Below are 19,841 nucleotides of genomic sequence, written 5' to 3' on the forward strand. Positions count from 1 at the left end.
CCATGGGGTCAGGTTCAACGGCTTGACATGGATCGTTGCGGAATGACCTGGCAATGTCAGGGCTGGGCGCCGCCTGGCGCCCGGAACGTTCTGCCCCATCCGGCTTCGTTGCCTCTTCAGCCAGGCAACGACTTCAGCTCGGTCTCGACGAAGGAGAGCGGCGCCGTCCCGGCATTGACGACGTTGTGCTCCGTTCCCGCATCCCGGCTATAGGACAGGCCGGCCTTCAATTCGGCGGTCATGGTCTGGCCACCCGGCAGTTCGAGCAGCAAGGTCCCGTCGGTCACCGGCACCACCACATAGAGCCAGCCATGCCGGTGCCAGCCGGTCTCCGCGCCGGGGTTGAAGTCCCAGCGGGTGACTTTCACATGTTCATTGTCGAGCTGCACCGTGCCGGTCGCCGGCTCACGGCAGCGGAGGGGGCCGCCATCCTGCGGCAGGCCGGAGGTGGCGCTCATGCCGCGTCCCGCTTCGCCGGGGTGAGGCCGGGCAGCGGCAGAGCCCCGGCCTTCTGCCAGGCGGCCCAGACTGCCTCAGCCTGCTCGCGCGTCAGCTTCAGATGCGGCGGGCGGATGGTGCGCCAGCTATCGTCGCCGGTGGAGCGGGCGATGATCTCCCGCAGCCCGGGGATCAGCGGTACCGAGGTCGCCGCCCGGCGGGTCGCGGTCAGCACGGCCTGCGCCGCATCCGCCTCCGGCCCGGTCCGCTTCGCATAGACGATGCCGCCCCAGTGGCTGTTGGCGTTGGAGGCCGCGGTGATGCAGCCGGCGCCGCCCTCGGCGAGGATGCGCTGCAGGTACTCGTCCGAGCCGGAATAGACCTCGAAGCCGTCGCGGGCGAAGGCGTCGATCATCGCCTTCATGTTGGCATGGTCGCCGCTGGAATCCTTCACGCCGCGGATGGTGCCGGGATAGGCCTTCAGCAGCCGCTCGATCAGGGCGAGGCTGAAGGGCACCGCCGATTGCTGAGGGAAGTTGTAGAGATAGAGCGCGATGCCGCCGCCGACGCGCTGGATGACCTCGGAGAAATAGGCGAACAGCCCGTCATCGCTCGGGGCCTTGTAGTAGAAGGGCGGCAGGACCAGCACACCGCGGCAGCCCTGGGCCTTGGCGTGCAGCGTCAGCTCGACCGTGTCGGTCAGGTTGGCCGTGCCGGTGCCCGGCATCAGCACTGTGGCCGGGACGCCCTGGGCGATCAGCCCTTCCAGCACCTGCTTGCGCTCCTGCAGGCCGAGGCTGTTCGCCTCGCCGGTGGTGCCGAGCACGCCGAGGCCGTTGCAGCCATGCGCCAGCAGCCACCGGGCATGCGCCGCCATGCGCACCGGATCCGGCGAGAGATCGGGCGTCATGGCCGTCAGGATGGCGGCGTTCACGCCGCCGAAGAGGGCGTCCTGCATGAGCTTGTCCTTGTACAACGGCCGTTGATGGTGACCCAGCAACAGCCCCCATTGGTGTCGCCTTGGCGCCGGGCGCAACCTCCGGTCTGCTTGGCTGCGCGACAGATGCCGCGGGCCTCGGACCGGTCGGGCGGCCGGTCCGTTGTCCTTATGCGCCGGCCTCGCGGCCTTCGTCGCGCGCTCCGGCATGGGCGTCAACCATGCGAGCTACTCTCAGCCGAGGCCGAGCTTCAGGCTGGCGCTCATCACCGCGCCGCAATTCCAGGCCGCATGCATCGCGATGCCCAGGCGCGGCGAGCCGCTGCGCTCGCGTGCCCAGCCGAGCAGCAGCGCCATGGGCAGGAGGGCCAGCATGCCGAGCGGGCCGCGCAGATGCGAGGCGATCCAGAGCCCGCCGGTCGCCACGCCGCGCAGCGCCGCGGACCGGGATCCGAGCCGGCGCCAGAGCCAGTGGCGGAAGAACAGCTCCTCGCCGACCGGTGCCAGGACGACCACGACGGCAAGGCTGAGGATCGAGGCGAGCGCGGCCAGGCCCGGATGCGCCATCGCCTCCCGAATGACGGTGCCGGGGGACGGCGCCGCGGTCGGCCCGGGCACGGGAGTGGGCACGGGGGTGGGCATCGGGTCCGGCCTGGAGGATGGCGCCGGTTGCGAGACCGGGAATGACCAGGTGAGGTGCACCAGGCCCGCGCCGCCGACCAGGCAGAGCAGCACCAGGGCAAGGCCGGGGAGCCAGCCGAGGCCCGGCGCGGGCGCGGCGGGCGGCAGGCGCCGCAGCCCGCGCCAGGCCGCGACGAGCCAGACAATCTGGCCGATTGCGATGCCGCTGCCCGAGGCGAGCGCGGCGCCGATCAGCGGCGGCACGCCCAGCCGACGCAGCAGCGCACCGGCCAGCCACATGGCCAGCGACACGGCGAGGATCGCGGCGAGGAGCCAGGCGAGGCAGCTGCCGATGATCCGCCAGACCGATTCCGGCGCGGCCGACCGGCTCATCCTCCGGCCCGCAACGGCCTCGGCCGAGCCGGGCCGATGCGCGCCGGGCGGGCGGTCACGGCGTCTCCGGCGGCGTGCTGCGCTTGCCGCGCGGCACCTGTCCGGGCCAGCGGACGATGTGGTCCTCGAAGGCGCCGGCATCGCGCTCGCGGACCGCCTTGCCGCGCACCGAGACGCCGGCCTCGTGCACCGTTTCGGGATCGCCGGAGATCAGCGGGTGCCACCAGGCGAGATCCTTGCCCTCCGCCACCAGGCGGTAGGCGCAGGTCGGCGGCAGCCAGTCGATCCGGCGCAGGCGGCGCGGCGTGAGCTTGACGCAATCCGGCACCCAGGCCTGGCGGTTCGCGTAGTCGGCGCAGCGGCAGGTCGGAATGTTCAGTAGCCGGCAGGCGACGTTGGTGAAGGCGATCTCATCGGTCTCGTCGTCGCGCAGCTTGTGCAGGCAGCAGCGGCCGCAGCCGTCGCACAGGCTTTCCCATTCGCTGCGCGCCATGCGCTCGAGCGGCTTGGTCTTCCAGAAGGGCTTGGGCTCGGACACGGGGCCAGCCTAGAGCAGATCGCCGGCCGGCGCGAACGTCCGGCCTGGCCGGATGCCGTCCGGAGGATCACTCCTCGGTGCCGGGCGAGCCGGACCCGCCCCCTGCCGATCCGGGGCAGACATCGGGTCGCGGCCGGCTACGCTGGGCGGGCGGCACCTTGCAGTCATTCACCCGTTGCTCGTCCGCGCCCTTCCCGCCCAGGCGCTCCTTTCCGGTGCGCAGGGCAGGGTGCCCGGCCGGGGACGGCGATGCGGCAGCCAGAAGGGCGGCCACCGGGGACAGGATCAGGACGCGGCGGCGCGGCATCGGCATTCCCCCACGGGTCGGGCCGCAGCCTTCCATGGTCGCGCGCCGCCCGCCATCCGCCCGTTGCGGCGATCCGCGGTCGCGGCGTCAGCGCCGCGGGCCGGCGATCGGCGGCAGAGGGCTGCTCTGCACCGCGCCGGCACCCGCGGCGGGGCGCTCCGCCGGCAAGGCGGCCGGCGAAGCGGGTGGCGAAGTGGGCGGCGCCTGGGCCGACGCTGCGCCCTCCGGCGTGCCGAAGCGCATCAGCATCGCCCGCAGCGGATCGGCGCCGGGATTGTGCGCCTGCATCGCCACCACGATCTGCCGCGGCGAGACCTCCTGCCGGTAATAGGCCCGATTCAGCTCGCTGCGGGCCGAGAGCAGCGAGCCCTCCAGCGCGATGCCGGCGAAGAGGCCGCGGCTGCGGGCGAAGGCGATGATGTCGGCGCCGGCGGCCGCGGTGGTCGAGCCCTCGACGCCGGCGCCGATGGTGGCGACGGCCATGGCGGCATCGGCGCCGAACTTGAACTGGCTGTCCATCAGCGCGGTCAGCGCCCGGTCGGACATGATCAGCATCAGCACCTGCATGTCCTGCACGCCGATCTGCAGACCGAGGCTGCCCGAGGCCATGCCGTAGAAGGCCGGTGAGGACCAGGAGCCGGCGGCGTCGCGGCCGAGCAGCACGCAGCCGCCGCCCTCGCCGCCCAGGATGAAGCCGGCGCGGAAGACGCGCGGGCAGATCATGGCGGCGCGGGCGCGGCGGAGGAAGCGCTGCGCATCGGCGATCGCCTGGGCGTCGCCGGTGGTCAGCAGCTCCTGCACCGTCAGCGCGCTGCGGTCGACCAGCTCCTGCGCCTCGCCGGCATCCTGTGCCCAGGCTGGAGACAGGCCTGGCAACAGGCCAAGCAGCAGGAGCAGCCCGGCGAGCAGGCGCCGCATCAGCGGAGCGGCGGCAGGGTCGATTGCTGCACCGGCCCACTGCCGAGCGTCTGGCCGGGCGTGATGCCGGCCGGGTTGCCGTTGGCCTGAGCCGGGGTCATCGCAGGGGCCGCCGCGCTGCCGCCCGGGCTGCCGAAGCGCATCAGCGCCGCCCGCAGCGGATCGGCGCCGGGGTTGTAGACCCGCATGGCGACGACGATCTCGCGCGGCCCGACCTCCTGCCGGTAATAGGCGCGGTTCCACTCGCTACGGGCCGAGAGCAGCGAGCCTTCCAGGGTCAGGCCGGCAAAGAGGCCGCGGGCCCGGGCGAAGGCGACGATGTCGCCGCCGACCGCCGTCGTGGTCGCCCCCGAGACCGAGCCGCCGACGGTGGCGACCGCGATGGAGGCATCGGCGCCGAGCTTGAGCTGGCTGTCCAGCACCGCGTTCAGCGCCCGCTGGTTCATGATCAGCATCAGCACCTGCGCATCCTGGATGCCGGCCTGCAGGCCGAAGCTGCCGGAGCCGATGGTGTAGAAGGCCGGCGAGGACCAGGAGCCGGCGGCGTCGCGGCCGACGAGCACGCAGCCGCCGCCCTCGCCGCCGAAGAAGAAGCCGGCGCGGAAGATGCGCGGGCAGATCATGGCGGCGCGGGCGCGGCGCAGCAGGCTCTGGGCGTTCAGCTTGTCGTTGCCCTCGCCCAGGATCTCCTGGATGGAGAGGGTGGCGCGGTCGACCAGCGCCTGCTCCTCCCCCGCGCTTGGCGGGCTGCTGGCGCAGCCGGACAGGGCGGCCAGCACGAGGCCCAGCGCCGCCAGACGCCGCTTGATGAGACGCCGCATGAACACCCCCTGACAAACCCCCGGAATTGACGCGACGTTACCGGGTCGGCGCCGACTCTCCAAGGGTTGTGGGCCCGGCGTTGCGGCAGGCGCTGCCGATTTTGGCGCCAGGCCAACTTCTGCTGACGCTTCTGACGCGTAACCGCATCAGGGGCCCTTCAGACGCCAAGCGCAAACCTCCGGTTTGCCTGGGCCTTCGCCGCGCTTGCGGCGGGCCCCATTCGGGGCCTCGGACCGATCCGTTGGGATTATTCCCAGTGGGATTATTCCCAATCAGGCGGGGTCCAGGGCTCCTCGTTCACCGCGGCGATGCGCCAGTCCGCCCCGACCCGTTCCAGCCGCGTCAGGCCGAGGTTGCGGATGGAGAAGGCGAGCGCCTGGTGGCCGGTCAGGCCGAGCGCATGGGCGAGGGAGGCGCGGATCGAGCCGCCATGGGCGACAATCACCACATCGCCGCCGGCATGCGCCGCCACCAGCCGCTCGAGCGCCGCGCCGACCCGCGCCTGCAGGTCGGCGAAGCTCTCGCCGCCGGGCGGCGTCTCCTCGGCGGCATGCGGCCAGAAGGGGTGCGGCGCGTGGCGCAGCCGGACGGCCAGCGCCTCATGCGCGATGCCCTGCCACTCGCCGAGATGCTGCTCCGCCAGGTCGGGCTCGATCTCGAGCTCCTGCTCGGGATAGCCGGCGGCGAAGATGGCGGCGGCGGTGGCGCGGGTGCGGGCGAGGTTGGTGACGACCCAATGCGCCGGCCGCGGCAGGCGGAAGGCGAGCCAGCGATAGAGCGCCGCCTCCTGCCGCAGGGCGAGGTCGCAGAGGGCGACATCCAGGCTGCCGTAGAAGGTGGCGCGCGCCGAGGGCTCGACGAGGGCGTGGCGGATGAGGAAGAGGCGGGTCGGGTCGGGCACGCCCGCGATGTAGCAGGGTCGCGCCCGGCGCCATAGCGGCGGCGCGCTACTCCACCCGGATCCCCTGGACGCGGATGATCTCGCCCCAGCGCTCGCGCTCCGCCGTCACCCGGCGGGCGAAGGCGCCCGGCGCGTTGGGCAGGGTGATCAGCCCCTGAGCGGCGAGGAAGCGCTGTGTCTCCGGCAGGTCGGCGACGCGCGTGTATTCCGCATGCAGGCGCTGCAGCACCGGCGCCGGCGTGCCGGCGGGCGCGATCACCGCATACCAGGTGGAGACGTCGATATCGGGATAGCCGGCTTCCATCAGCGTCGGCACCTCGGGAAGCTGCGGGACCCGCACCGGCGTGGTGACGGCGAGCGGCCGGACGGCGCCGGAGCGGATCTGCGGCAGCATCAGCGGCAGCGTGTCGAACATCGCCTGGATGTCGCCGCGCATCATGGCGGGCAGGCTCTCATTGGTGCCACGGAAGGGCACGTGCTCCATGGCGATGCCGTCGCGCTGGCGGAACATCTCGAAGATCAGGTGCTGCGCCGTGCCGACGCCGACGCTGGCGTAGTTGGAGCGGTCCGGACGGGCGCGCACCCAGGCGATGAACTCCGGCACGCTGCGCGCCGGCACGTCATTGGCCACCACCAGCACGAGGGGCGAGGCGGCGAACATCACCACCGGCACCAGGTCCCGCCCGGCATCGTAGGGGATGTCCTTGAAGAGGTGCGGGAAGATGGTCAGCGGGCCGAGATTGCCCATGCCGATGGTGTAGCCGTCCGGCACGGCGCGGGCGACCTCGGCGACGCCGATGCGGCCGCCCGCGCCGGCCTTGAAGTCGTTGACGATGGGCTGGCCGAGGGCGCGCGAGACCGGGTCGTTGAAGGCGCGCGCGATCAAGTCGTTCAGCCCGCCCGGCGGCCAGGGGACGACGAAGCGGACCGGGCGGTCGGGCCAGGAACCGAGCGAGGCGGGTTGCGCCCGCGCGGCGAGCGGCAGGAGGGAGGCGGCGAGCAGGGCACGGCGATGCATTCGCCCATCCTGCGGGGCGGCGCGGCCCCTGCCAAGCGGCAGCGCAACGAGACAGGCTCGATGGGGCGCGCTATCCTCGCGCCGAGGAGGCCCCGCCCGCATGACGCTCCAGACCCTCTCCCGCATCGGCGGCCGCGCCGCCTGGACCGGCGCCGATCTCGCGCGCGATTCCGGCTGGATCATGCCGCTGCCGCCCGGCGCGGCGCGGGAGATCGAGGCGGCGCTGGACAGCCTCGGCGAGCGGGCGCCGCCGCGCTTCGGGGCGCCGGACTTCCCGCTGCCGGAGACCGCCGGCTTCCTGGCGCGGGTCGCCGAGGAGCTGGAGCATGGCCGCGGCCTGGTGCGGCTGACCGGCCTCGACCCGGCGCGCTACGCGCCGGCCGATCTGAAGCGGGTCTTCTGGGGGCTGATGTGCCATCTCGGCACGCCGCTGCCGCAGAACACCACGGGCGAGATCCTGGCCGAGGTGAAGGACGAGACCGGCAGCGGCGCCGCGGTCTCGGCCGGCACGGCGCGGGCGCGCAGCCGCTCCACCGGCCCGCTGCGCTGGCATACCGACAAATGCGACCTGCTGGCGTTGCTCTGCGCCTCGAACGGCATCGCCGGCGGCGTCTCGCGCATCGTCTCGACGGTCGCCATCCAGGATGCCATGGCGGAGCGCTGCCCGGATCTCCTGGCCACGCTCTACGAGCCGTTCTGGCGCGCCCGCCCGGCCGACGAGGAGGGCGAGGGCATGGCGGCGAAGCCCTTCCCCATGCCGGTCTTCGCCCGTGGCCCGCAGGGCGACTTCACCAGCCAGTACAGCCGCACCTATGTCGAACTGGCGCAGGGCCAGCCCGGCGTGCCGCCGCTGACGGAGCGGCAGGTGGCGGCGATGGACAGGCTGGCGCAGGTGGCGGACGAGCTCTGCATCGAGATGCCCTTCGAGCCGGGGCAGATCCAGCTCATGAACCAGCACGTCACCTATCACGGCCGCACCGCCTATGCGGATGGCGCCGGCGGGCGGCGCAACCTGCTGCGCATCTGGCTGGCGAGCCCGCTGAGCCGCGCCCTGCCGGCGGGCCATGCCGGGCAATGGGGCGATGTGCGGGCCGGCGCGTTGCGCGGCGGCGCGATGCCGGGCCGGAGCGCGCTGGCGGCCTGATGATATCCCCACGACGTCGCTGCGCGCCGTCGCGGGGGCCCCGGTGAATCCCTTCAAGCCCGAGGGGTGTCACGCCCTGCCGCGGCGAAGCCGCGGCAGGGCATCAGGACGGCGCTACTCGTTCAGGCCCTTGCCCGGATAGGGGTGGGCGGCGATCCAGTGCCGGGCGATGTCGGCGCGGCGAGTGATCCAGACATCCCGGCGCGTCAGCATGTGGTCGAGCAGCCGCTGCAGCCCGGCGGCGCGCGCCGGATGGCCGATCAGGCGCATGTGCAGCCCGACGGACATCATCTTCGGCGTCGTCGCCCCTTCCTCGTAGAGCATGTCGAAGGCGTCGCGGATGAAGGCGAACCACTCGTCGCTGGTGCCGACCCAGCCGGCATATTTGCCGTCGTTGTTGGTCAGCGAATAGGGCACGACGAGTTGCGGCCGGCCTTCCACCGTCACCCAGAAGGGCAGCTCGTCGCCGTAATAGTCGCTGTCATAGAGGAAGCCGCCATGCTCGACGACCAGGCGGCGGGTGTTCTCGCTCGGCCCGTAGCGGCAATACCAGCCCTCCGGCTTGCGGCCGGTCATGCGCTCGATGCTGGCGACGGCGCGGGCGATGTGCTCGCGCTCCGCCGCCTCGTCGAGCTCGAAATGCTTTACCCAGCGCCAGCCATGCGAGCAGATGTCGTAGCCCGCCTCGCGGATCGCCGCCGAGGCCTCGGGATTCGCCTCCAGCGCCAGGCCGCAGCCGAAGATGGTGAGCGGCAGGCCGCGTTCCTGGAACAGCCGGTGCAGCCGCCAGAAGCCGACGCGCGAGCCGTATTCGAACATGCCCTCGGCGGCGAGGTCGCGGCCTGACTTCAGCTGGTTCAGCCCGTGCGATTCCGTCAGCCCGGTCTCGGTGACGCCGTCGCCCAAGGCGAAGGAGGGCTCGGAGCCTTCCTCATAGTTGATGACGAAATTCACCGCCAGCCGGGCGCCGTCGGGCCAGCGCGGGTCCGGCGGTTTCGCCCCGTAGCCACGGAAATCGCGCCGCACCTCGTAAGCCATGCCGGTCCCCTCCCGATCGCCGTCCACTACAATTCCACGCCGAATTCCGGCACCTCGACGAATTCCTCGTCGCCCTGGCTGCCGTCGCGCCACATGAGGATGACGAAGCGTGCCTCCCGGTCCAGCACCGTGAAGGGGTGGTGCCAGACATCGGCGCCATAGGTGACGCCCTGGTCGGGCCGGGCGAGGAAGGCGCGGGCGCGCGCCATGTCCGGCCCGCCGCCGGCGGCATGCGGCGCGACGATGGCGAGCCAGCGCCCGCCCTCCTGCGGGATGAAGGATTGCGAGGAGAATTCGTGCCGCTCCATGGTGGTGGAGCGCAGCGGCAGCGCGGCGAGCGGCGCCTTCACGGTGAGCGAGATGCTCGGCCGCGCCTTGGGCCGCAGATTGGCGAGCGCATCCTCGAAATAGGTGCGGCCCGGGATCCGCGGGCATTCGATGACCTCGCCGAAGGGCAGGAAGGCGGCGGAGGTCAGGGGTTCGGCCTTCAGGAACATCATGTCAGCCCCGCATGCGGCGCGTCAGGCCGGTGAGCCGCTCCATCACCAGCATCAGCAGGAAGGCCACGAGCACGAGCGTGCCGGAGACGGCGGCCACCCGGACATCGAGCGTGCTTTCCATCATGCCCCACATCCGGATCGGCAGCATGTCCGTCCGTGCCGAGGAGAGGAAGAGGGAAACCGGCACGTTGTCGACCGAGGCCATGAAGGCGAGGAAGGCGCCGGCCGCGATGCCCGGCGCGATCAGCGGCAGGGTGACGCGGCGGAAGCCATGGAGCGGGCTGGCGCCGAGGCTGAGCGAGGCATCCAGCAGCGCCGGGTCGAGCTGCGAGAGGGAGGCGCCGACGGTGCGCAGCACGAAGGGCGCCACCACCACCAGATGCCCGGCGATGATGAGCCCGAGCGAGGGACGGAAGCCGAGCAGGGTGAAGTACATCAGCGCCGCCAGGCCGAAGGCGAGGCCGGGCAGCACCAGCGGCGACATCAGGAAGGCATCGGCCGCCCGACCGGCCCGCCCGGCCAGGCGCGACAGGCCGAGCGCCGCCGCCGTGCCGAGCAGCGTGGCGAGGCCGGCCGAGACGAGCGCCACATGCAGCGTGTTGCCGGCGGCACGATGGATCTGCCGCGACCGGCTGCCATCCAGCAGCAGCTCGTACCAGCGGATCGAGAAACCCTCCGGCGGGAAGCGGATGGAGCGGCTGTCGGTGAAGGAGGTTGCCAGCACCACCAGCACCGGCCCGACCAGGATGAGCAGGGCGAGGATCGCCAGCCCGTTCATGACGAGGCTGTAGGACAGCTCGCCCGTGCTGCGCCGCTTAGCCATGCGCATGCCCCGCGGCGACGCGGCCGGCATAGGCGATCACCGCGATCACCGCCGAGACCGAGACGAGAAGCGCGATGGCGGCTGTCGCGGCGAAGGGCCAGTTCGCCACCACCATGGCCTGCTGCCAGATCATCGCCGGCAGGTAGACCAGCCGCCCGCCGCCGATGACCGACTGGCTGATGAAGGCGGTGGTCGAGGAGGCGAAGACCAGCAGGCAGCCGGCCGCCAGTCCGGGTGCGGCGAGCGGCAGGGTCACGCGGAACAGCGTCCGCCAGGGCGAGGCGCCGAGTGAGGCGGAGGCGTCGAGCAGCCGCGGGTCGATCCGGGCCATGACCGAGAGCAGCGGCAGCAACAGCAGCGGCATCTCGATCTGGGTGAGGGCGATCACCAGGCCGAGCTCGGTCTGCAGCAGCCGCAACGGCTCCGCCGCCAGGCCGAGGCCGAGCACGAGCTGGTTCACCACCCCCTCGCGCCCGAGGATGACGATCCAGGCGAAGGTGCGGACGACGACGCTGGTCAGCAGCGGCATGACCGCGACGAAGAGCAGCGCGCGCTGCCAGCGTGGCGAAGCGCCGCGGTAGAGCAGGGCGAGCGGGAAGCCGAGCAGGGTGGTCGCGGCAACCGATTTCAGGCCCAGCAGCAGCGTGTCGGCCACCACCTTCCAGTGGAAGCTGTCGAGGAGGAAGCGCTGCCACTGGTCGAGGCCCCAACGCGTCATGCGTTCATCGGCATAGAAAGAGACGGCAAAAAGCATCAGCAGCGGCGCGACGAAGAAGCCCGCATAGGCAAGGCCGAGCGGCGCCGCCAGCCCCCAGGTGGTCAGGCGGCGGGATCGCAAGGGTGCGGCGGCACCCGTGATGGTCCCTGGGGCGGGCGCCGCCGGGGCCGCCGCGCCGCTCACTTCGCCATCTCGCGGTTGAAGCGCTCGATCCACTGGCCGCGGAGCGGGTTGATCTTCGCCCAGTCATGCGTGACGAAACCCGACATCTCGTCGAGGCTCTTCATCGGCAGGTTGGGCGAGAGGGCGATGTCCTTGTTCACCGGCACCAGATTCGCCGGCGGCTTGGTCAGCGCCTGCTGCACCGGCGCGCTCAGCACGGTGTCGATGTACTTGTAGGCCGCCTCGGCATTCTCGCTGCCCTTGGCGATGTGCAGCGTGGTGAAGAAGGCAACGGCGCCCGTCCTCGGCGTGGCGAATTCGATGTCGACGCCGCGATCCTTCAGCGCCATCACCGTCTGGGTATTGGTGTACATGACGTCGCACTGGCCCTGCTGGAACAGGCCCGGCATCGCCGCCGGGGTGCCGACGGCGGCGATCTTCGGCAGCACCTTCTTCAGCTCGGCCAGGGCCGGCTCGACATTGGTTTCGCCGCCGCCGAAGACCTTGGCCAGCTCGATCAGGCTGACCGTGCCGAAAGTGGTGCCGAAGCCGGTGAGGCCGAGGCGGGAGACCCAGGGCTCCTTCAGCAGGTCGTCCCAGCCGCCGGGCTTCGGCACCTTCTTCGGGTTGTAGGCGATGCCCACCACCTGCGCGGCGCAGCCCGCGCCCCACTGATCGACGAGCTGCGGCGGCAGCTTCGTCAGGGTGGTGAGCTTCCCGCCGTCGAAGGGTTCGAACATGCCGCGCTCGATCGCGGTGATGCGCGGGCCCGGATCGAGCACGAAGGCGTCGAAGGGCGGCGCGCCGCGCGAGGCGGCGAATTTGGCGATCTGATCGACGGCGAAGAGCGCCTGGAACTCGACCTCGACGCCCTTGGTCTTCAGCGCGGCCGGGGCGACGATCTCGCGGAAGCTGTCGTCCCAGATGCCGGGATAGGTGGTGGCGACCAGGCTGCCGCCCTTCTGCGCACGCGCGGCGCGGAGCATCGCCGATGGCGCGGCGAGCGCCGCGGCGCCGGCCAGCAGGGCGCGGCGCGGGAAAGCCAGGGACATGCTCAATCCTCCTCGGAGTCGGGGCGTGGGAAGAGGGCGGGCCGGGCGCCGGGAGCGAGGCCGCAGAAGGCCCGCTCCCCAAGCTCGCGGATCGCACCGAGGCGGGGTTCGGTCAGGCGCAGCGCGGTGCCGTCCGCCAGAAGCGCCTCGCGGATCGCCTGGCCGCCGAGCGGCAGGGCGAGGCCGAGGGCGACAGGAAAGCGGCCGGGGCCGCCGGCATCGTGCAGGACGAGCTGCTCCGGCCGCACCGTCAGCAGGGCCGGGCCGGGCGGCGCCTCGCCCGGCAGGTCGAGCGCGGTGCCGTCGGCGAGGCGCAGCGCCACCCGCCCGCCCTCCGACCGTTCGACGGTGCAGGGCAGGCGGTTGGTGGTGCCGATGAAGCCGGCGACGAAGAGGCTGGCCGGCTGGTCATAGACCTCGACCGGCGTGCCGAGCTGCTCGATCCGGCCGCGGCGCATCACCGCGATCCGGTCGGCGACGCTCATCGCCTCGTCCTGGTCATGGGTGACGAGGATGGCGGTCAGGCCGAGCTGGCGCTGCAGCCGCTTGATCTCGATCTGCATGTCGAGGCGGAGCGAGCGGTCGAGCGCGGCGAAGGGCTCGTCGAGCAGCAGGATCGAGGGCTCGATGGCCAGCGCCCGGGCCAGGGCGACGCGCTGCTGCTGGCCGCCGGAAAGCTGGCCCGGCCGCCGGTCGCGCAGCGGGCCGAGCTGCACCATCTCCAGCAACTCGGCGACGCGCGGGGCGATGCGCGCCCTGGCCTCGCCGCGAGCCCGCAGCCCGTAGGCAACATTCTCCGCCACCGACATATGCGGGAACAGCGCGTAGTTCTGGAAGACGATGCCGACGCGGCGGCGGTTGGGCGGCAGGTCGTCGATGGCGCCGCCATCGATCAGCACCTGGCCGGCATCCTGCCGCACGAAGCCGGCGACGGTCCGCAGCAGCGTCGTCTTGCCGCAGCCCGAGGGGCCGAGCAGCGCCAGCACCTCGCCCGCCCGCACCGATAGATCGACGGCATCGAGAGCGGTGAAGCCCCCGTAGCGCACGCCGAGCCCGAGCACGTCGAGCGTATGGCCGCGCAGCGAGGCCGCCTGGCCCGGGGCCGGCGAAGAGGGACGAAACAGCACAGGCGTCTCCGGTTTGGAATGACGCGAACGCAACCCGCATGCCAGCGCATGGCCCTGCCTTGACGCGGGACGCGGGGCCATGCCTGGTCAATCCGGCGGCAGGATGCCCGCGAGGCATGCAGCGGCTGGGGTGGTTCCGTGCCGTTGCGCCCCATGCCATGGTCCGGTCGATGCCGCGCGACCTCCCGGCCCTGACCAGCCGCCACCAGCGCGCCGATGGCGCCTTCGACCTGGTCTTCGGCACGGCCTCCCGCGGTGCCGCGGCGCCGGCGACGGTGTTGCGGCACCTCTACCAGCAGGCGCCGCTGCGCATCCTCTTTCCCCGCCCCGAGCCGGGGGAGCCGCCGACGGCGGCCTTGCTGAACTGCGCCGGCGGCCTCGCCGGGGGCGATGCGCTGCGCCAGGCGGTGCGGCTCGAAGAGGGCGCCTGCGCGACGCTCTCCACCGCGGCGGCGGAGAAGGTCTATCGCAGCCTCGGTCCCGAGACGCGCATCGAGAGCCATCTCGCGCTCGGCTCCGCGGCGCGGCTGGAATGGCTGCCGCAGGAGACGATCCTCTTCGACGGGGCGCGGCTGGACCGGCGGATGCGCGTCGACCTCGCGCCGGGGGCGGTGCTGCTGGCCACCGAGATGCTGGTCTTCGGCCGCGTCGCCCGTGGCGAGCGGATGGCGGCGGGAATGCTGCGCGACCGCTGGCGGCTGCACAGGCCGGATGGGGCGCTGCTCTGGGTTGATGGCCTTGTCCTCGAAGACGGGATGCCGGCGGCCGAGGCCGATCCCTTCGGCTTCGCCGGGGTGGAGGCGCTCGGCACGCTGCTGCTCGCCGGCGGCGCGGCCGAGGCCATGCGGGACCTGCTGCGCGGCCTGCCCGCCCCGGCGCCGGGCGCCGCCACCCTGCCGCACCCCGGCCTGCTGCTCGCCCGCTGGCTCGGCCCCGCCGCGGCGGTGCGCGCGGCGCTCGGCGCGGCGATCCCGGCATTGCGCGCGGCGGCGCTCGGCCTGCCGCCCCGCCTGCCGCGGCTCTGGACGACATGAACGCCGCCACCGCATGATCCCGCATCCCGCCCGAGGCCCTGCATGAACCTGACGCCCCGCGAGAAGGACAAGCTGCTGATCGCCATGGCCGCGCAGGTGGCGCGCCGGCGGTTGGAACGCGGCGTGAAGCTCAATCACCCGGAAGCCGTCGCGCTGATCACGGATTTCGTGGTCGAGGGCGCGCGCGACGGCCGCAGCGTCGCCGAGCTGATGCGCGACGGCGCGACGGTGATCACCCGCGCGCAGGTCATGGAGGGCATCGCCGAGATGATCCACGAGATCCAGGTGGAAGCGACCTTCCCCGATGGGACGAAGCTCGTCACCGTGCACGAGCCGATCCGATGATCCCCGGCGAGGTGCTGCCCGCGAGCGGCGAGATCGAATTGAATGCCGGCCGCGATTCCATCGAGTTGTCGGTGGCGAATACCGGCGACCGGCCGGTGCAGGTCGGCAGTCACTACCATTTCGCCGAGACCAACCCGGCGCTGGATTTCGACCGGGCGCAGGCCCGCGGCCGGCGGCTGGACATCCCGGCCGGCACCGCGGTGCGCTTCGAGCCGGGGCAGAGCCGCAAGGTGCGCCTCGTCGCCCTGGCCGGCGCCCGGCTGGTGCACGGCTTCCGCGGCGAGACGGAGGGACAGGTCTGATGCCCGCACGCCTCTCCCGCGCCGCCTATGCCGGCATGTATGGCCCGACCACCGGGGACCGGGTGCGGCTGGCCGATACCGACCTGGTCATCGAGGTCGAGCGCGACTTCACCATCTATGGCGAGGAGGTGAAGTTTGGCGGCGGCAAGGTGATCCGCGATGGCATGGGCCAGTCCCAGGCTACCCGCGCGGCCGGCGCAATGGACACCGTCATCACCAATGCCCTGATCCTCGACCATGCGGGCATCGTGAAGGCGGATATCGGGCTGAAGGACGGGCGCATCGCCGCCATCGGCAAGGCCGGCAACCCGGACACCCAGCCGGGCGTCACCATCATCATCGGCCCGGGCACCGAGATCATCGCCGGCGAGGGGCGGATCCTCACCGCCGGCGGGCTCGACGTGCATATCCATTTCATCTGCCCGCAGCAGGTGGAGGAGGCGCTGGCCTCCGGCATCACCACCCTGTTCGGCGGCGGCACCGGCCCGGCGCATGGCACCCTCGCCACCACCGCGACGCCGGGGCCCTGGCACCTGGCCCGCATGCTGCAGGCCGCCGAGGGGCTGCCGGTCAATCTCGGCTTCCTCGGCAAGGGCAATGCGGCGCTGCCGGCGGCGCTGGAGGAGCAGATCCTCGCCGGCGCCTGCGGCCTCAAGCTGCACGAGGACTGGGGCACGACGCCGAAGGCGATCGACACCTGCCTCGCCGTCGCCGATGCGCTCGACGTGCAGGTGGCGATCCATACCGACACGCTGAACGAGAGCGGCTTCGTCGAGAGCACGGTCAAGGCGATCGGCGGCCGCACCATCCAGGCCTTCCACACCGAGGGCGCGGGCGGCGGCCATGCGCCCGACATCCTGCGGGTGGTGGGCGAGCCGAATTTCCTGCCGAGCTCCACCAACCCGACCATGCCCTATACGGTGAACACCGTGGACGAGCATCTCGACATGCTCATGGTCTGCCATCACCTCGACCCGCGCATCCCAGAGGACGTGGCCTTCGCCGAGAGCCGCATCCGGCGCGAGACCATCGCGGCGGAGGACATCCTCCACGATCTCGGCGCCATCAGCATGATGTCCTCGGACAGCCAGGCGATGGGACGCGTCGGCGAGGTCATCATCCGCACCTGGCAGACCGCGCACAAGATGAAGCAGCAGCGCGGCCGGCTGGAGGCGGAGACGGGCGACAACGACAACATCCGCGCCCGCCGCTACATCGCCAAGTACACGATCAACCCGGCCATCGCCCAGGGCATCGCGACGCATGTCGGCAGCGTGGAGGTGGGCAAGCTCGCCGACCTCGTGCTCTGGTCGCCCGCCTTCTTTGGGGTGAAGCCGGACCTGGTGCTGAAATGCGGCAGCATCGCCATGGCGCCGATGGGCGACCCCAACGCCTCCATCCCGACGCCGCAGCCGGTGCACTACCGGCCGATGTTCGCGCAATTCGGCGCGGCGATGCAGGCGAGCAGCGTCACCTTCGTCTCCCGCGCGGCGCTCGAGGCCGGGATCGGCGGGCGGCTCGGCCTGCGCAAGCCGCTGCTCGCGGTGGCCAATACCCGCGGCGGCATCGGCAAGCGCGACATGGTGCTGAACGACGCCCTGCCGCGGATCGAGGTGGATCCGGAGACCTACGAGGTCCGCGCCGATGGCGAGCTGCTGGTCTGCGAGCCGGCGAAGCGGCTGCCCATGGCGCAGCGCTATTTCCTGTTCTAGGACACCGGCATGACCGAGACCCTGCCCCGCGCCACGCAAATCCTGCCCAAGGGCGGCTGGGTGGAGCGCACCGCGAGGCATGTCGTCACCCTCGACTTCGACGACCGGTTCCGCCGCCGGCGGCGCTACGTGGCCGAGGGCGGCTTCGCCTTCCTGCTCGACCTCGAGGCGGCGGTGGCGCTGCGCGACGGCGACGGGCTGCTGCTGGAGGAGGGCGGGGTGATCCTGGTGCGCGCGGCGCCGGAGCCGCTGGTCGAGGTGCGGGCCGCGACGCCCGAGCGGCTGATGCGCCTCGCCTGGCATCTCGGCAACCGCCACCTGCCGACCGAGATCGGGACCGACCGGCTGCTGATCCGCGACGACCATGTCATCGCCGCCATGCTGCGCGGCCTCGGCGCCGAGCTGCGGCGGGTGGACGCCCCCTTCAACCCGGAGGGCGGCGCCTATGACGAGCACAACCGCCCGCCGGGGCACCATCACCACGGCGACGGGCACGGCCATTCCCATGACGGCTGCGATGGCCATCACCACGACTGAGATCGAGCCGTTGGCGACCGGGGCGCTGCACCGGCTGCTGGCCTGGCTCTCCCCTGCCTATCCAGTCGGCGCCTACAGCTACAGCCACGGGCTGGAGATGGCGGTGGAGGAGGGGCGGGTGACCGACCGCGCCACCCTCATCGCCTATGTCACGACCGTGCTGCGCGCCGGCGCCGGCCGGATCGACGGGGCGCTGCTGGTGGCTGCCTGGCGCGCCGCCGCGGCGGGGGAGGCGGCGCGGCTCGACGAGCTCACGGCGCTTGCCGCCGCCTGGCGCGGCACGGCCGAGACGGCGCTGGAATCCCTGGCCCAGGGCCAGGCCTTCGCCGCGGTGACCCAGGCGGCCTGGCCGGAACCGCGCTTCGCCGCCTTCGTCGCCCGGCATCCACGGGCGCTGACGCATGCCCTGGCCTTCGGCGCCGCCGCCGGCTTCCAGGGGGTGCCGCTGCGGCCGGCCCTGGCGGGTTGGCTCGCTGGTTTCGCCGCCAGCCTGGTCTCGGCCGGGATGCGGCTGGTGCCGCTCGGCCAGACCGACGGGCAGGTGGCGACGGCCGCGCTGCAGCCGGTGGTGGAGGCGGCGGCCGATGCGGCGCTCGCCGCCGAGCTGGAGACGCTCGGCACCGCCGCGCCGTTGCTCGATCTCCTCTCGATGCGGCACGAGACGCAATATACGAGGCTGTTCCGATCATGAGCGGACCATTCAGGCCGGGGATCGGCAGCCAACGGCCGTTCATCGTCACCACTCTCAAGGAGGACAAGGGCATGGCGAGGATTGCGGACATCACCCTGGCGCAGGGCGGCATCGCGGGGCAGGAGCGCGCGGCATGAACCGCCCGCTCAGGTCTCTCGCCGCCGCGGCGCTCATCCTGGCGCCGCTGCCGGCCCTCGCGCATCCAGGGCATATGGAGGGGGCCGGCCTCCTCGCCGGCCTCCTGCATCCGCTCAGCGGCATGGACCACCTGCTGGCCATGCTGATGGTGGGCCTCTGGGCCGGGCTGCAGGGCGGAAGGGCGCGGCTGGCGCTGCCGGCCGCCTTCCTCGCCACCATGCTGGCCGGCTTCGGCCTCGGCGCCGCAGGCCTCGCCATGCCCGGAATGGAGACGGGCATCCTCGCCTCGGTCGTCGTGCTGGTGGCGCTGGCGGTGCTGGCGGTGCCGCTGCCGCTCTGGGCCGCCACCGGGATCGTCGCCCTCGCCGGCCTGCTGCATGGCCAGGCGCATGGCGTGGAGGGCCTGGCGCAGCCGGGCTTCGTCCTCGGCGTCCTGGCGGTGAGCGCGGGGCTGATGGGCCTGGGCCTGGCCGTCGCCACGGTCCTGCGCCGGATCGGCCTCGGCACCGGCCTGCGCCGGGCCCGCGCGGCCTGAGGCAGGGGCGGCGCCCGGTCCGCCGCCGCGCTGCACGACGGGGCGATGTCGACGCTCTACCCGGTCTGCGCGGCGCATGCGCATGACCGCATGCCGGCCAACCGCGTGATCGCGGTCAGCGCCAACCTGATCCTGATCAGCGGCATCGACCCGATGCTCGGGACCAGCGCCATGGGGTGGTTCGGCCTCGACGGGCTGCTCTGGACCATGATCCGCTCACACAGGGGCGCGGATCATGGTCCAAGCCGTCGTTTGATGGCGTAATTCACGTTTTTCGGTGAGTCCGCCTCAAGCGATCACGCTCTAAGGCATGGCGGCGGTGGCGCTGCCGATCGGCGCGGTCGCGCTGCTGACGAGCCTGGGCCGCGCCGCGCCTCTTCGCCTCACGCGGCCCATCGCCATTCCTGGCCCCGGACGCTTGCCGCTGGCGCATGACCCGCGGGCGGACGAGGCGCCCCGACGGCGGTCGGCGTCATGCCGAGCAATATGAGGTTCCGGCCTGCGACCCGCAGAGCCGAGCGCCCGAATGGGCGCCGCAGCTCGTGCTGCGAAGGCCCAGGCAAAAAGGTTTGCGCCCGGCGTCTGAGGGGCACGAAGGTGGAACCTTCGTGCACGCAGTATCAGTAGCGTTTGTACGGCAGGAACTTGCCGGACATGGTGATCTTCACCCGGTCGCCCTTCTGGTCGGGCTGGCGCTCGAGCGTCATGTCGTAGTCGATCGCCGACATGATGCCATCGCCGAACTCCTCCTGGATCATCTCCTTCCAGCTGGTGCCGTAGACCAGCACCAGCTCGTAGAAGCGGTAGATCAGCGGGTCGGTCGGCGGCATGGGCTGGGCGCCGCGATAGGGGATCTCGCAGAGCAGCGCCGCCTCCTCCTCGTCGAGGCCGAGCAGCTCGGCGATGCCCTTGGCCTGGGCCGGCTCGGCGCTCATCTGGCCCATGCACATGGCGCAGGTCCAGACCGGGCTCATGCCGATGCGAGCGGCGATCTCGATCCATTTGAGGCCCTTCGCCCGCTTCAGGCCCAGGATCTTGCGGCCGAGCGCGGTCTTCGGGTCGTTCATGCGGCATCTCCCGGACGAGGCAG

General features: G+C 72.2%; 25 protein-coding genes. 10 read left to right on the forward strand and 15 right to left on the reverse strand.

Translation table 11 applies throughout. The features are described 5' to 3' along the window. Positions 1 to 116: 116 nt before the first annotated feature. The 8 genes from HJG45_RS26660 to HJG45_RS26695 all read right to left on the reverse strand — a co-directional run bounded on the left by HJG45_RS26660 (position 117) and on the right by HJG45_RS26695 (position 6,893). A complete protein-coding gene (locus HJG45_RS26660; protein WP_171616842.1) occupies positions 117 to 458 on the reverse strand; it encodes a cupin domain-containing protein in 342 nt (113 codons plus the stop codon). Beyond that, positions 455 to 1,396, reverse strand: coding sequence for a dihydrodipicolinate synthase family protein (locus HJG45_RS26665; RefSeq protein ID WP_171616844.1), 942 nt, complete (start codon positions 1,394 to 1,396; stop codon positions 455 to 457). The genes HJG45_RS26660 and HJG45_RS26665 overlap by 4 nt, the downstream gene beginning before the upstream one ends. 213 nt (positions 1,397 to 1,609) lie before the next feature. Next, positions 1,610 to 2,389: a CPBP family intramembrane glutamic endopeptidase gene (locus HJG45_RS26670; protein ID WP_171616846.1), complete on the reverse strand. Its 780-nt coding sequence runs from the start codon at positions 2,387 to 2,389 to the stop codon at positions 1,610 to 1,612. Positions 2,390 to 2,444: 55 nt separating this feature from the next. Further along, the gene (locus tag HJG45_RS26675) at positions 2,445 to 2,927 is read right to left on the reverse strand and encodes a YcgN family cysteine cluster protein (protein ID WP_171616848.1); all 483 of its coding nucleotides are present in this window, start codon (positions 2,925 to 2,927) and stop codon (positions 2,445 to 2,447) included. A 394-nt stretch (positions 2,928 to 3,321) separates the two neighbouring features. Then, positions 3,322 to 4,152 (reverse strand): lipid-binding SYLF domain-containing protein, encoded by an 831-nt coding sequence (locus tag HJG45_RS26680; protein ID WP_171616850.1) that lies wholly within the window; start codon positions 4,150 to 4,152, stop codon positions 3,322 to 3,324. Then, positions 4,152 to 4,973 (reverse strand): lipid-binding SYLF domain-containing protein, encoded by an 822-nt coding sequence (locus tag HJG45_RS26685; protein WP_171616852.1) that lies wholly within the window; start codon positions 4,971 to 4,973, stop codon positions 4,152 to 4,154. Before HJG45_RS26685 ends, HJG45_RS26680 begins: the two co-directional genes overlap by 1 nt. A gap of 263 nt (positions 4,974 to 5,236) precedes the next feature. Beyond that, on the reverse strand, positions 5,237 to 5,875 hold the full coding sequence (locus tag HJG45_RS26690; RefSeq protein WP_171616854.1) for a histidine phosphatase family protein: 639 nt from the start codon (positions 5,873 to 5,875) through the stop codon (positions 5,237 to 5,239). A 46-nt stretch (positions 5,876 to 5,921) separates the two neighbouring features. Further along, the gene (locus HJG45_RS26695; protein ID WP_171616855.1) at positions 5,922 to 6,893 is read right to left on the reverse strand and encodes a tripartite tricarboxylate transporter substrate binding protein; all 972 of its coding nucleotides are present in this window, start codon (positions 6,891 to 6,893) and stop codon (positions 5,922 to 5,924) included. 100 nt (positions 6,894 to 6,993) lie between these two features. On the opposite strand from HJG45_RS26695, the gene HJG45_RS26700 reads away from it, so the two are divergent. Beyond that, complete coding sequence (locus tag HJG45_RS26700) at positions 6,994 to 8,037, forward strand: TauD/TfdA family dioxygenase (protein ID WP_171616857.1); 1,044 nt, start codon at positions 6,994 to 6,996, stop codon at positions 8,035 to 8,037. Between the two features lie 114 nt (positions 8,038 to 8,151). Here the strand turns inward: HJG45_RS26700 and HJG45_RS26705 are convergent, their stop codons facing one another. From HJG45_RS26705 to HJG45_RS26730, 6 genes are read right to left on the reverse strand one after another with little or no spacing between them, the layout of a single operon-like run. Further along, complete coding sequence (locus tag HJG45_RS26705) at positions 8,152 to 9,075, reverse strand: allantoinase PuuE (protein ID WP_171616859.1); 924 nt, start codon at positions 9,073 to 9,075, stop codon at positions 8,152 to 8,154. A gap of 26 nt (positions 9,076 to 9,101) precedes the next feature. Then, on the reverse strand, positions 9,102 to 9,575 hold the full coding sequence (locus HJG45_RS26710; RefSeq protein WP_171616861.1) for an ureidoglycolate lyase: 474 nt from the start codon (positions 9,573 to 9,575) through the stop codon (positions 9,102 to 9,104). Position 9,576: 1 nt separating this feature from the next. Beyond that, the gene (locus HJG45_RS26715; protein WP_171616863.1) at positions 9,577 to 10,398 is read right to left on the reverse strand and encodes an ABC transporter permease; all 822 of its coding nucleotides are present in this window, start codon (positions 10,396 to 10,398) and stop codon (positions 9,577 to 9,579) included. Beyond that, positions 10,391 to 11,236 (reverse strand): ABC transporter permease, encoded by an 846-nt coding sequence (locus HJG45_RS26720; protein ID WP_254452820.1) that lies wholly within the window; start codon positions 11,234 to 11,236, stop codon positions 10,391 to 10,393. Before HJG45_RS26720 ends, HJG45_RS26715 begins: the two co-directional genes overlap by 8 nt. 59 nt (positions 11,237 to 11,295) lie before the next feature. After that, positions 11,296 to 12,330 (reverse strand): extracellular solute-binding protein, encoded by a 1,035-nt coding sequence (locus HJG45_RS26725; protein WP_171616865.1) that lies wholly within the window; start codon positions 12,328 to 12,330, stop codon positions 11,296 to 11,298. A gap of 2 nt (positions 12,331 to 12,332) precedes the next feature. Further along, positions 12,333 to 13,457, reverse strand: a complete 1,125-nt coding sequence (locus HJG45_RS26730) for an ABC transporter ATP-binding protein (RefSeq protein WP_217363052.1) — start codon at positions 13,455 to 13,457, stop codon at positions 12,333 to 12,335. A gap of 116 nt (positions 13,458 to 13,573) precedes the next feature. Here HJG45_RS26730 and HJG45_RS26735 point away from each other — a divergent pair, with 116 nt between their 5' ends. Genes HJG45_RS26735 through HJG45_RS26775 form a run of 9 tightly spaced genes read left to right on the forward strand, consistent with a single transcriptional unit; the run spans position 13,574 to position 19,015 of the window. After that, a complete protein-coding gene (locus HJG45_RS26735) occupies positions 13,574 to 14,491 on the forward strand; it encodes an urease accessory protein UreD (protein ID WP_171616869.1) in 918 nt (305 codons plus the stop codon). A 42-nt stretch (positions 14,492 to 14,533) separates the two neighbouring features. Beyond that, positions 14,534 to 14,836 (forward strand): urease subunit gamma, encoded by a 303-nt coding sequence (locus HJG45_RS26740; protein WP_171616871.1) that lies wholly within the window; start codon positions 14,534 to 14,536, stop codon positions 14,834 to 14,836. Next, complete coding sequence (locus HJG45_RS26745; RefSeq protein ID WP_171616873.1) at positions 14,833 to 15,138, forward strand: urease subunit beta; 306 nt, start codon at positions 14,833 to 14,835, stop codon at positions 15,136 to 15,138. The genes HJG45_RS26740 and HJG45_RS26745 overlap by 4 nt, the downstream gene beginning before the upstream one ends. Further along, on the forward strand, positions 15,138 to 16,850 hold the full coding sequence (gene ureC / locus HJG45_RS26750) for an urease subunit alpha (RefSeq protein WP_171616875.1): 1,713 nt from the start codon (positions 15,138 to 15,140) through the stop codon (positions 16,848 to 16,850). Before HJG45_RS26745 ends, ureC begins: the two co-directional genes overlap by 1 nt. Positions 16,851 to 16,859: 9 nt before the next feature. Continuing rightward, positions 16,860 to 17,387: an urease accessory protein UreE gene (locus HJG45_RS26755; RefSeq protein WP_171616877.1), complete on the forward strand. Its 528-nt coding sequence runs from the start codon at positions 16,860 to 16,862 to the stop codon at positions 17,385 to 17,387. Beyond that, positions 17,368 to 18,078 (forward strand): urease accessory protein UreF, encoded by a 711-nt coding sequence (locus tag HJG45_RS26760; RefSeq protein ID WP_171616879.1) that lies wholly within the window; start codon positions 17,368 to 17,370, stop codon positions 18,076 to 18,078. The genes HJG45_RS26755 and HJG45_RS26760 overlap by 20 nt, the downstream gene beginning before the upstream one ends. Then, positions 18,075 to 18,215, forward strand: a complete 141-nt coding sequence (locus tag HJG45_RS26765; RefSeq protein WP_171616881.1) for a hypothetical protein — start codon at positions 18,075 to 18,077, stop codon at positions 18,213 to 18,215. The genes HJG45_RS26760 and HJG45_RS26765 overlap by 4 nt, the downstream gene beginning before the upstream one ends. Next, positions 18,212 to 18,751, forward strand: a complete 540-nt coding sequence (locus HJG45_RS26770) for a HupE/UreJ family protein (protein WP_171616883.1) — start codon at positions 18,212 to 18,214, stop codon at positions 18,749 to 18,751. Before HJG45_RS26765 ends, HJG45_RS26770 begins: the two co-directional genes overlap by 4 nt. A 45-nt stretch (positions 18,752 to 18,796) precedes the next feature. Continuing rightward, positions 18,797 to 19,015 (forward strand): hypothetical protein, encoded by a 219-nt coding sequence (locus HJG45_RS26775; protein ID WP_171616885.1) that lies wholly within the window; start codon positions 18,797 to 18,799, stop codon positions 19,013 to 19,015. A gap of 356 nt (positions 19,016 to 19,371) precedes the next feature. On the opposite strand, the gene cynS is transcribed toward HJG45_RS26775, so the two are convergent. Continuing rightward, positions 19,372 to 19,818 carry a cyanase gene (cynS, locus tag HJG45_RS26780; protein WP_171616887.1) on the reverse strand — a complete coding sequence of 149 codons (447 nt, stop codon included), beginning with the start codon at positions 19,816 to 19,818 and terminating at the stop codon, positions 19,372 to 19,374. Between the last annotated feature and the right edge of the window lie 23 nt (positions 19,819 to 19,841).

The sequence above is a fragment of the Roseicella sp. DB1501 genome, from assembly GCF_013112485.1.
Lineage (GTDB): Bacteria > Pseudomonadota > Alphaproteobacteria > Acetobacterales > Acetobacteraceae > Paracraurococcus.

Coding starts and splice junctions, on each gene's coding strand:
- HJG45_RS26660 (WP_171616842.1), bottom strand. CDS start 458: ATGAGCGCCACCTCCGGCCTGCCGCAGGATGGCGGCCCCCTCCGCTGC.
- HJG45_RS26665 (WP_171616844.1), bottom strand. CDS start 1,396: ATGCAGGACGCCCTCTTCGGCGGCGTGAACGCCGCCATCCTGACGGCC.
- HJG45_RS26670 (WP_171616846.1), bottom strand. CDS start 2,389: ATGAGCCGGTCGGCCGCGCCGGAATCGGTCTGGCGGATCATCGGCAGC.
- HJG45_RS26680 (WP_171616850.1), bottom strand. CDS start 4,152: ATGCGGCGCCTGCTCGCCGGGCTGCTCCTGCTGCTTGGCCTGTTGCCA.
- HJG45_RS26685 (WP_171616852.1), bottom strand. CDS start 4,973: ATGCGGCGTCTCATCAAGCGGCGTCTGGCGGCGCTGGGCCTCGTGCTG.
- HJG45_RS26695 (WP_171616855.1), bottom strand. CDS start 6,893: ATGCATCGCCGTGCCCTGCTCGCCGCCTCCCTCCTGCCGCTCGCCGCG.
- HJG45_RS26700 (WP_171616857.1), top strand. CDS start 6,994: ATGACGCTCCAGACCCTCTCCCGCATCGGCGGCCGCGCCGCCTGGACC.
- HJG45_RS26705 (WP_171616859.1), bottom strand. CDS start 9,075: ATGGCTTACGAGGTGCGGCGCGATTTCCGTGGCTACGGGGCGAAACCG.
- HJG45_RS26710 (WP_171616861.1), bottom strand. CDS start 9,575: ATGATGTTCCTGAAGGCCGAACCCCTGACCTCCGCCGCCTTCCTGCCC.
- HJG45_RS26715 (WP_171616863.1), bottom strand. CDS start 10,398: ATGGCTAAGCGGCGCAGCACGGGCGAGCTGTCCTACAGCCTCGTCATG.
- HJG45_RS26725 (WP_171616865.1), bottom strand. CDS start 12,330: ATGTCCCTGGCTTTCCCGCGCCGCGCCCTGCTGGCCGGCGCCGCGGCG.
- HJG45_RS26735 (WP_171616869.1), top strand. CDS start 13,574: ATGCAGCGGCTGGGGTGGTTCCGTGCCGTTGCGCCCCATGCCATGGTC.
- HJG45_RS26740 (WP_171616871.1), top strand. CDS start 14,534: ATGAACCTGACGCCCCGCGAGAAGGACAAGCTGCTGATCGCCATGGCC.
- HJG45_RS26745 (WP_171616873.1), top strand. CDS start 14,833: ATGATCCCCGGCGAGGTGCTGCCCGCGAGCGGCGAGATCGAATTGAAT.
- ureC (WP_171616875.1), top strand. CDS start 15,138: ATGCCCGCACGCCTCTCCCGCGCCGCCTATGCCGGCATGTATGGCCCG.
- HJG45_RS26755 (WP_171616877.1), top strand. CDS start 16,860: ATGACCGAGACCCTGCCCCGCGCCACGCAAATCCTGCCCAAGGGCGGC.
- HJG45_RS26760 (WP_171616879.1), top strand. CDS start 17,368: ATGGCCATCACCACGACTGAGATCGAGCCGTTGGCGACCGGGGCGCTG.
- HJG45_RS26765 (WP_171616881.1), top strand. CDS start 18,075: ATGAGCGGACCATTCAGGCCGGGGATCGGCAGCCAACGGCCGTTCATC.
- HJG45_RS26770 (WP_171616883.1), top strand. CDS start 18,212: ATGAACCGCCCGCTCAGGTCTCTCGCCGCCGCGGCGCTCATCCTGGCG.
- HJG45_RS26775 (WP_171616885.1), top strand. CDS start 18,797: ATGTCGACGCTCTACCCGGTCTGCGCGGCGCATGCGCATGACCGCATG.
- cynS (WP_171616887.1), bottom strand. CDS start 19,818: ATGAACGACCCGAAGACCGCGCTCGGCCGCAAGATCCTGGGCCTGAAG.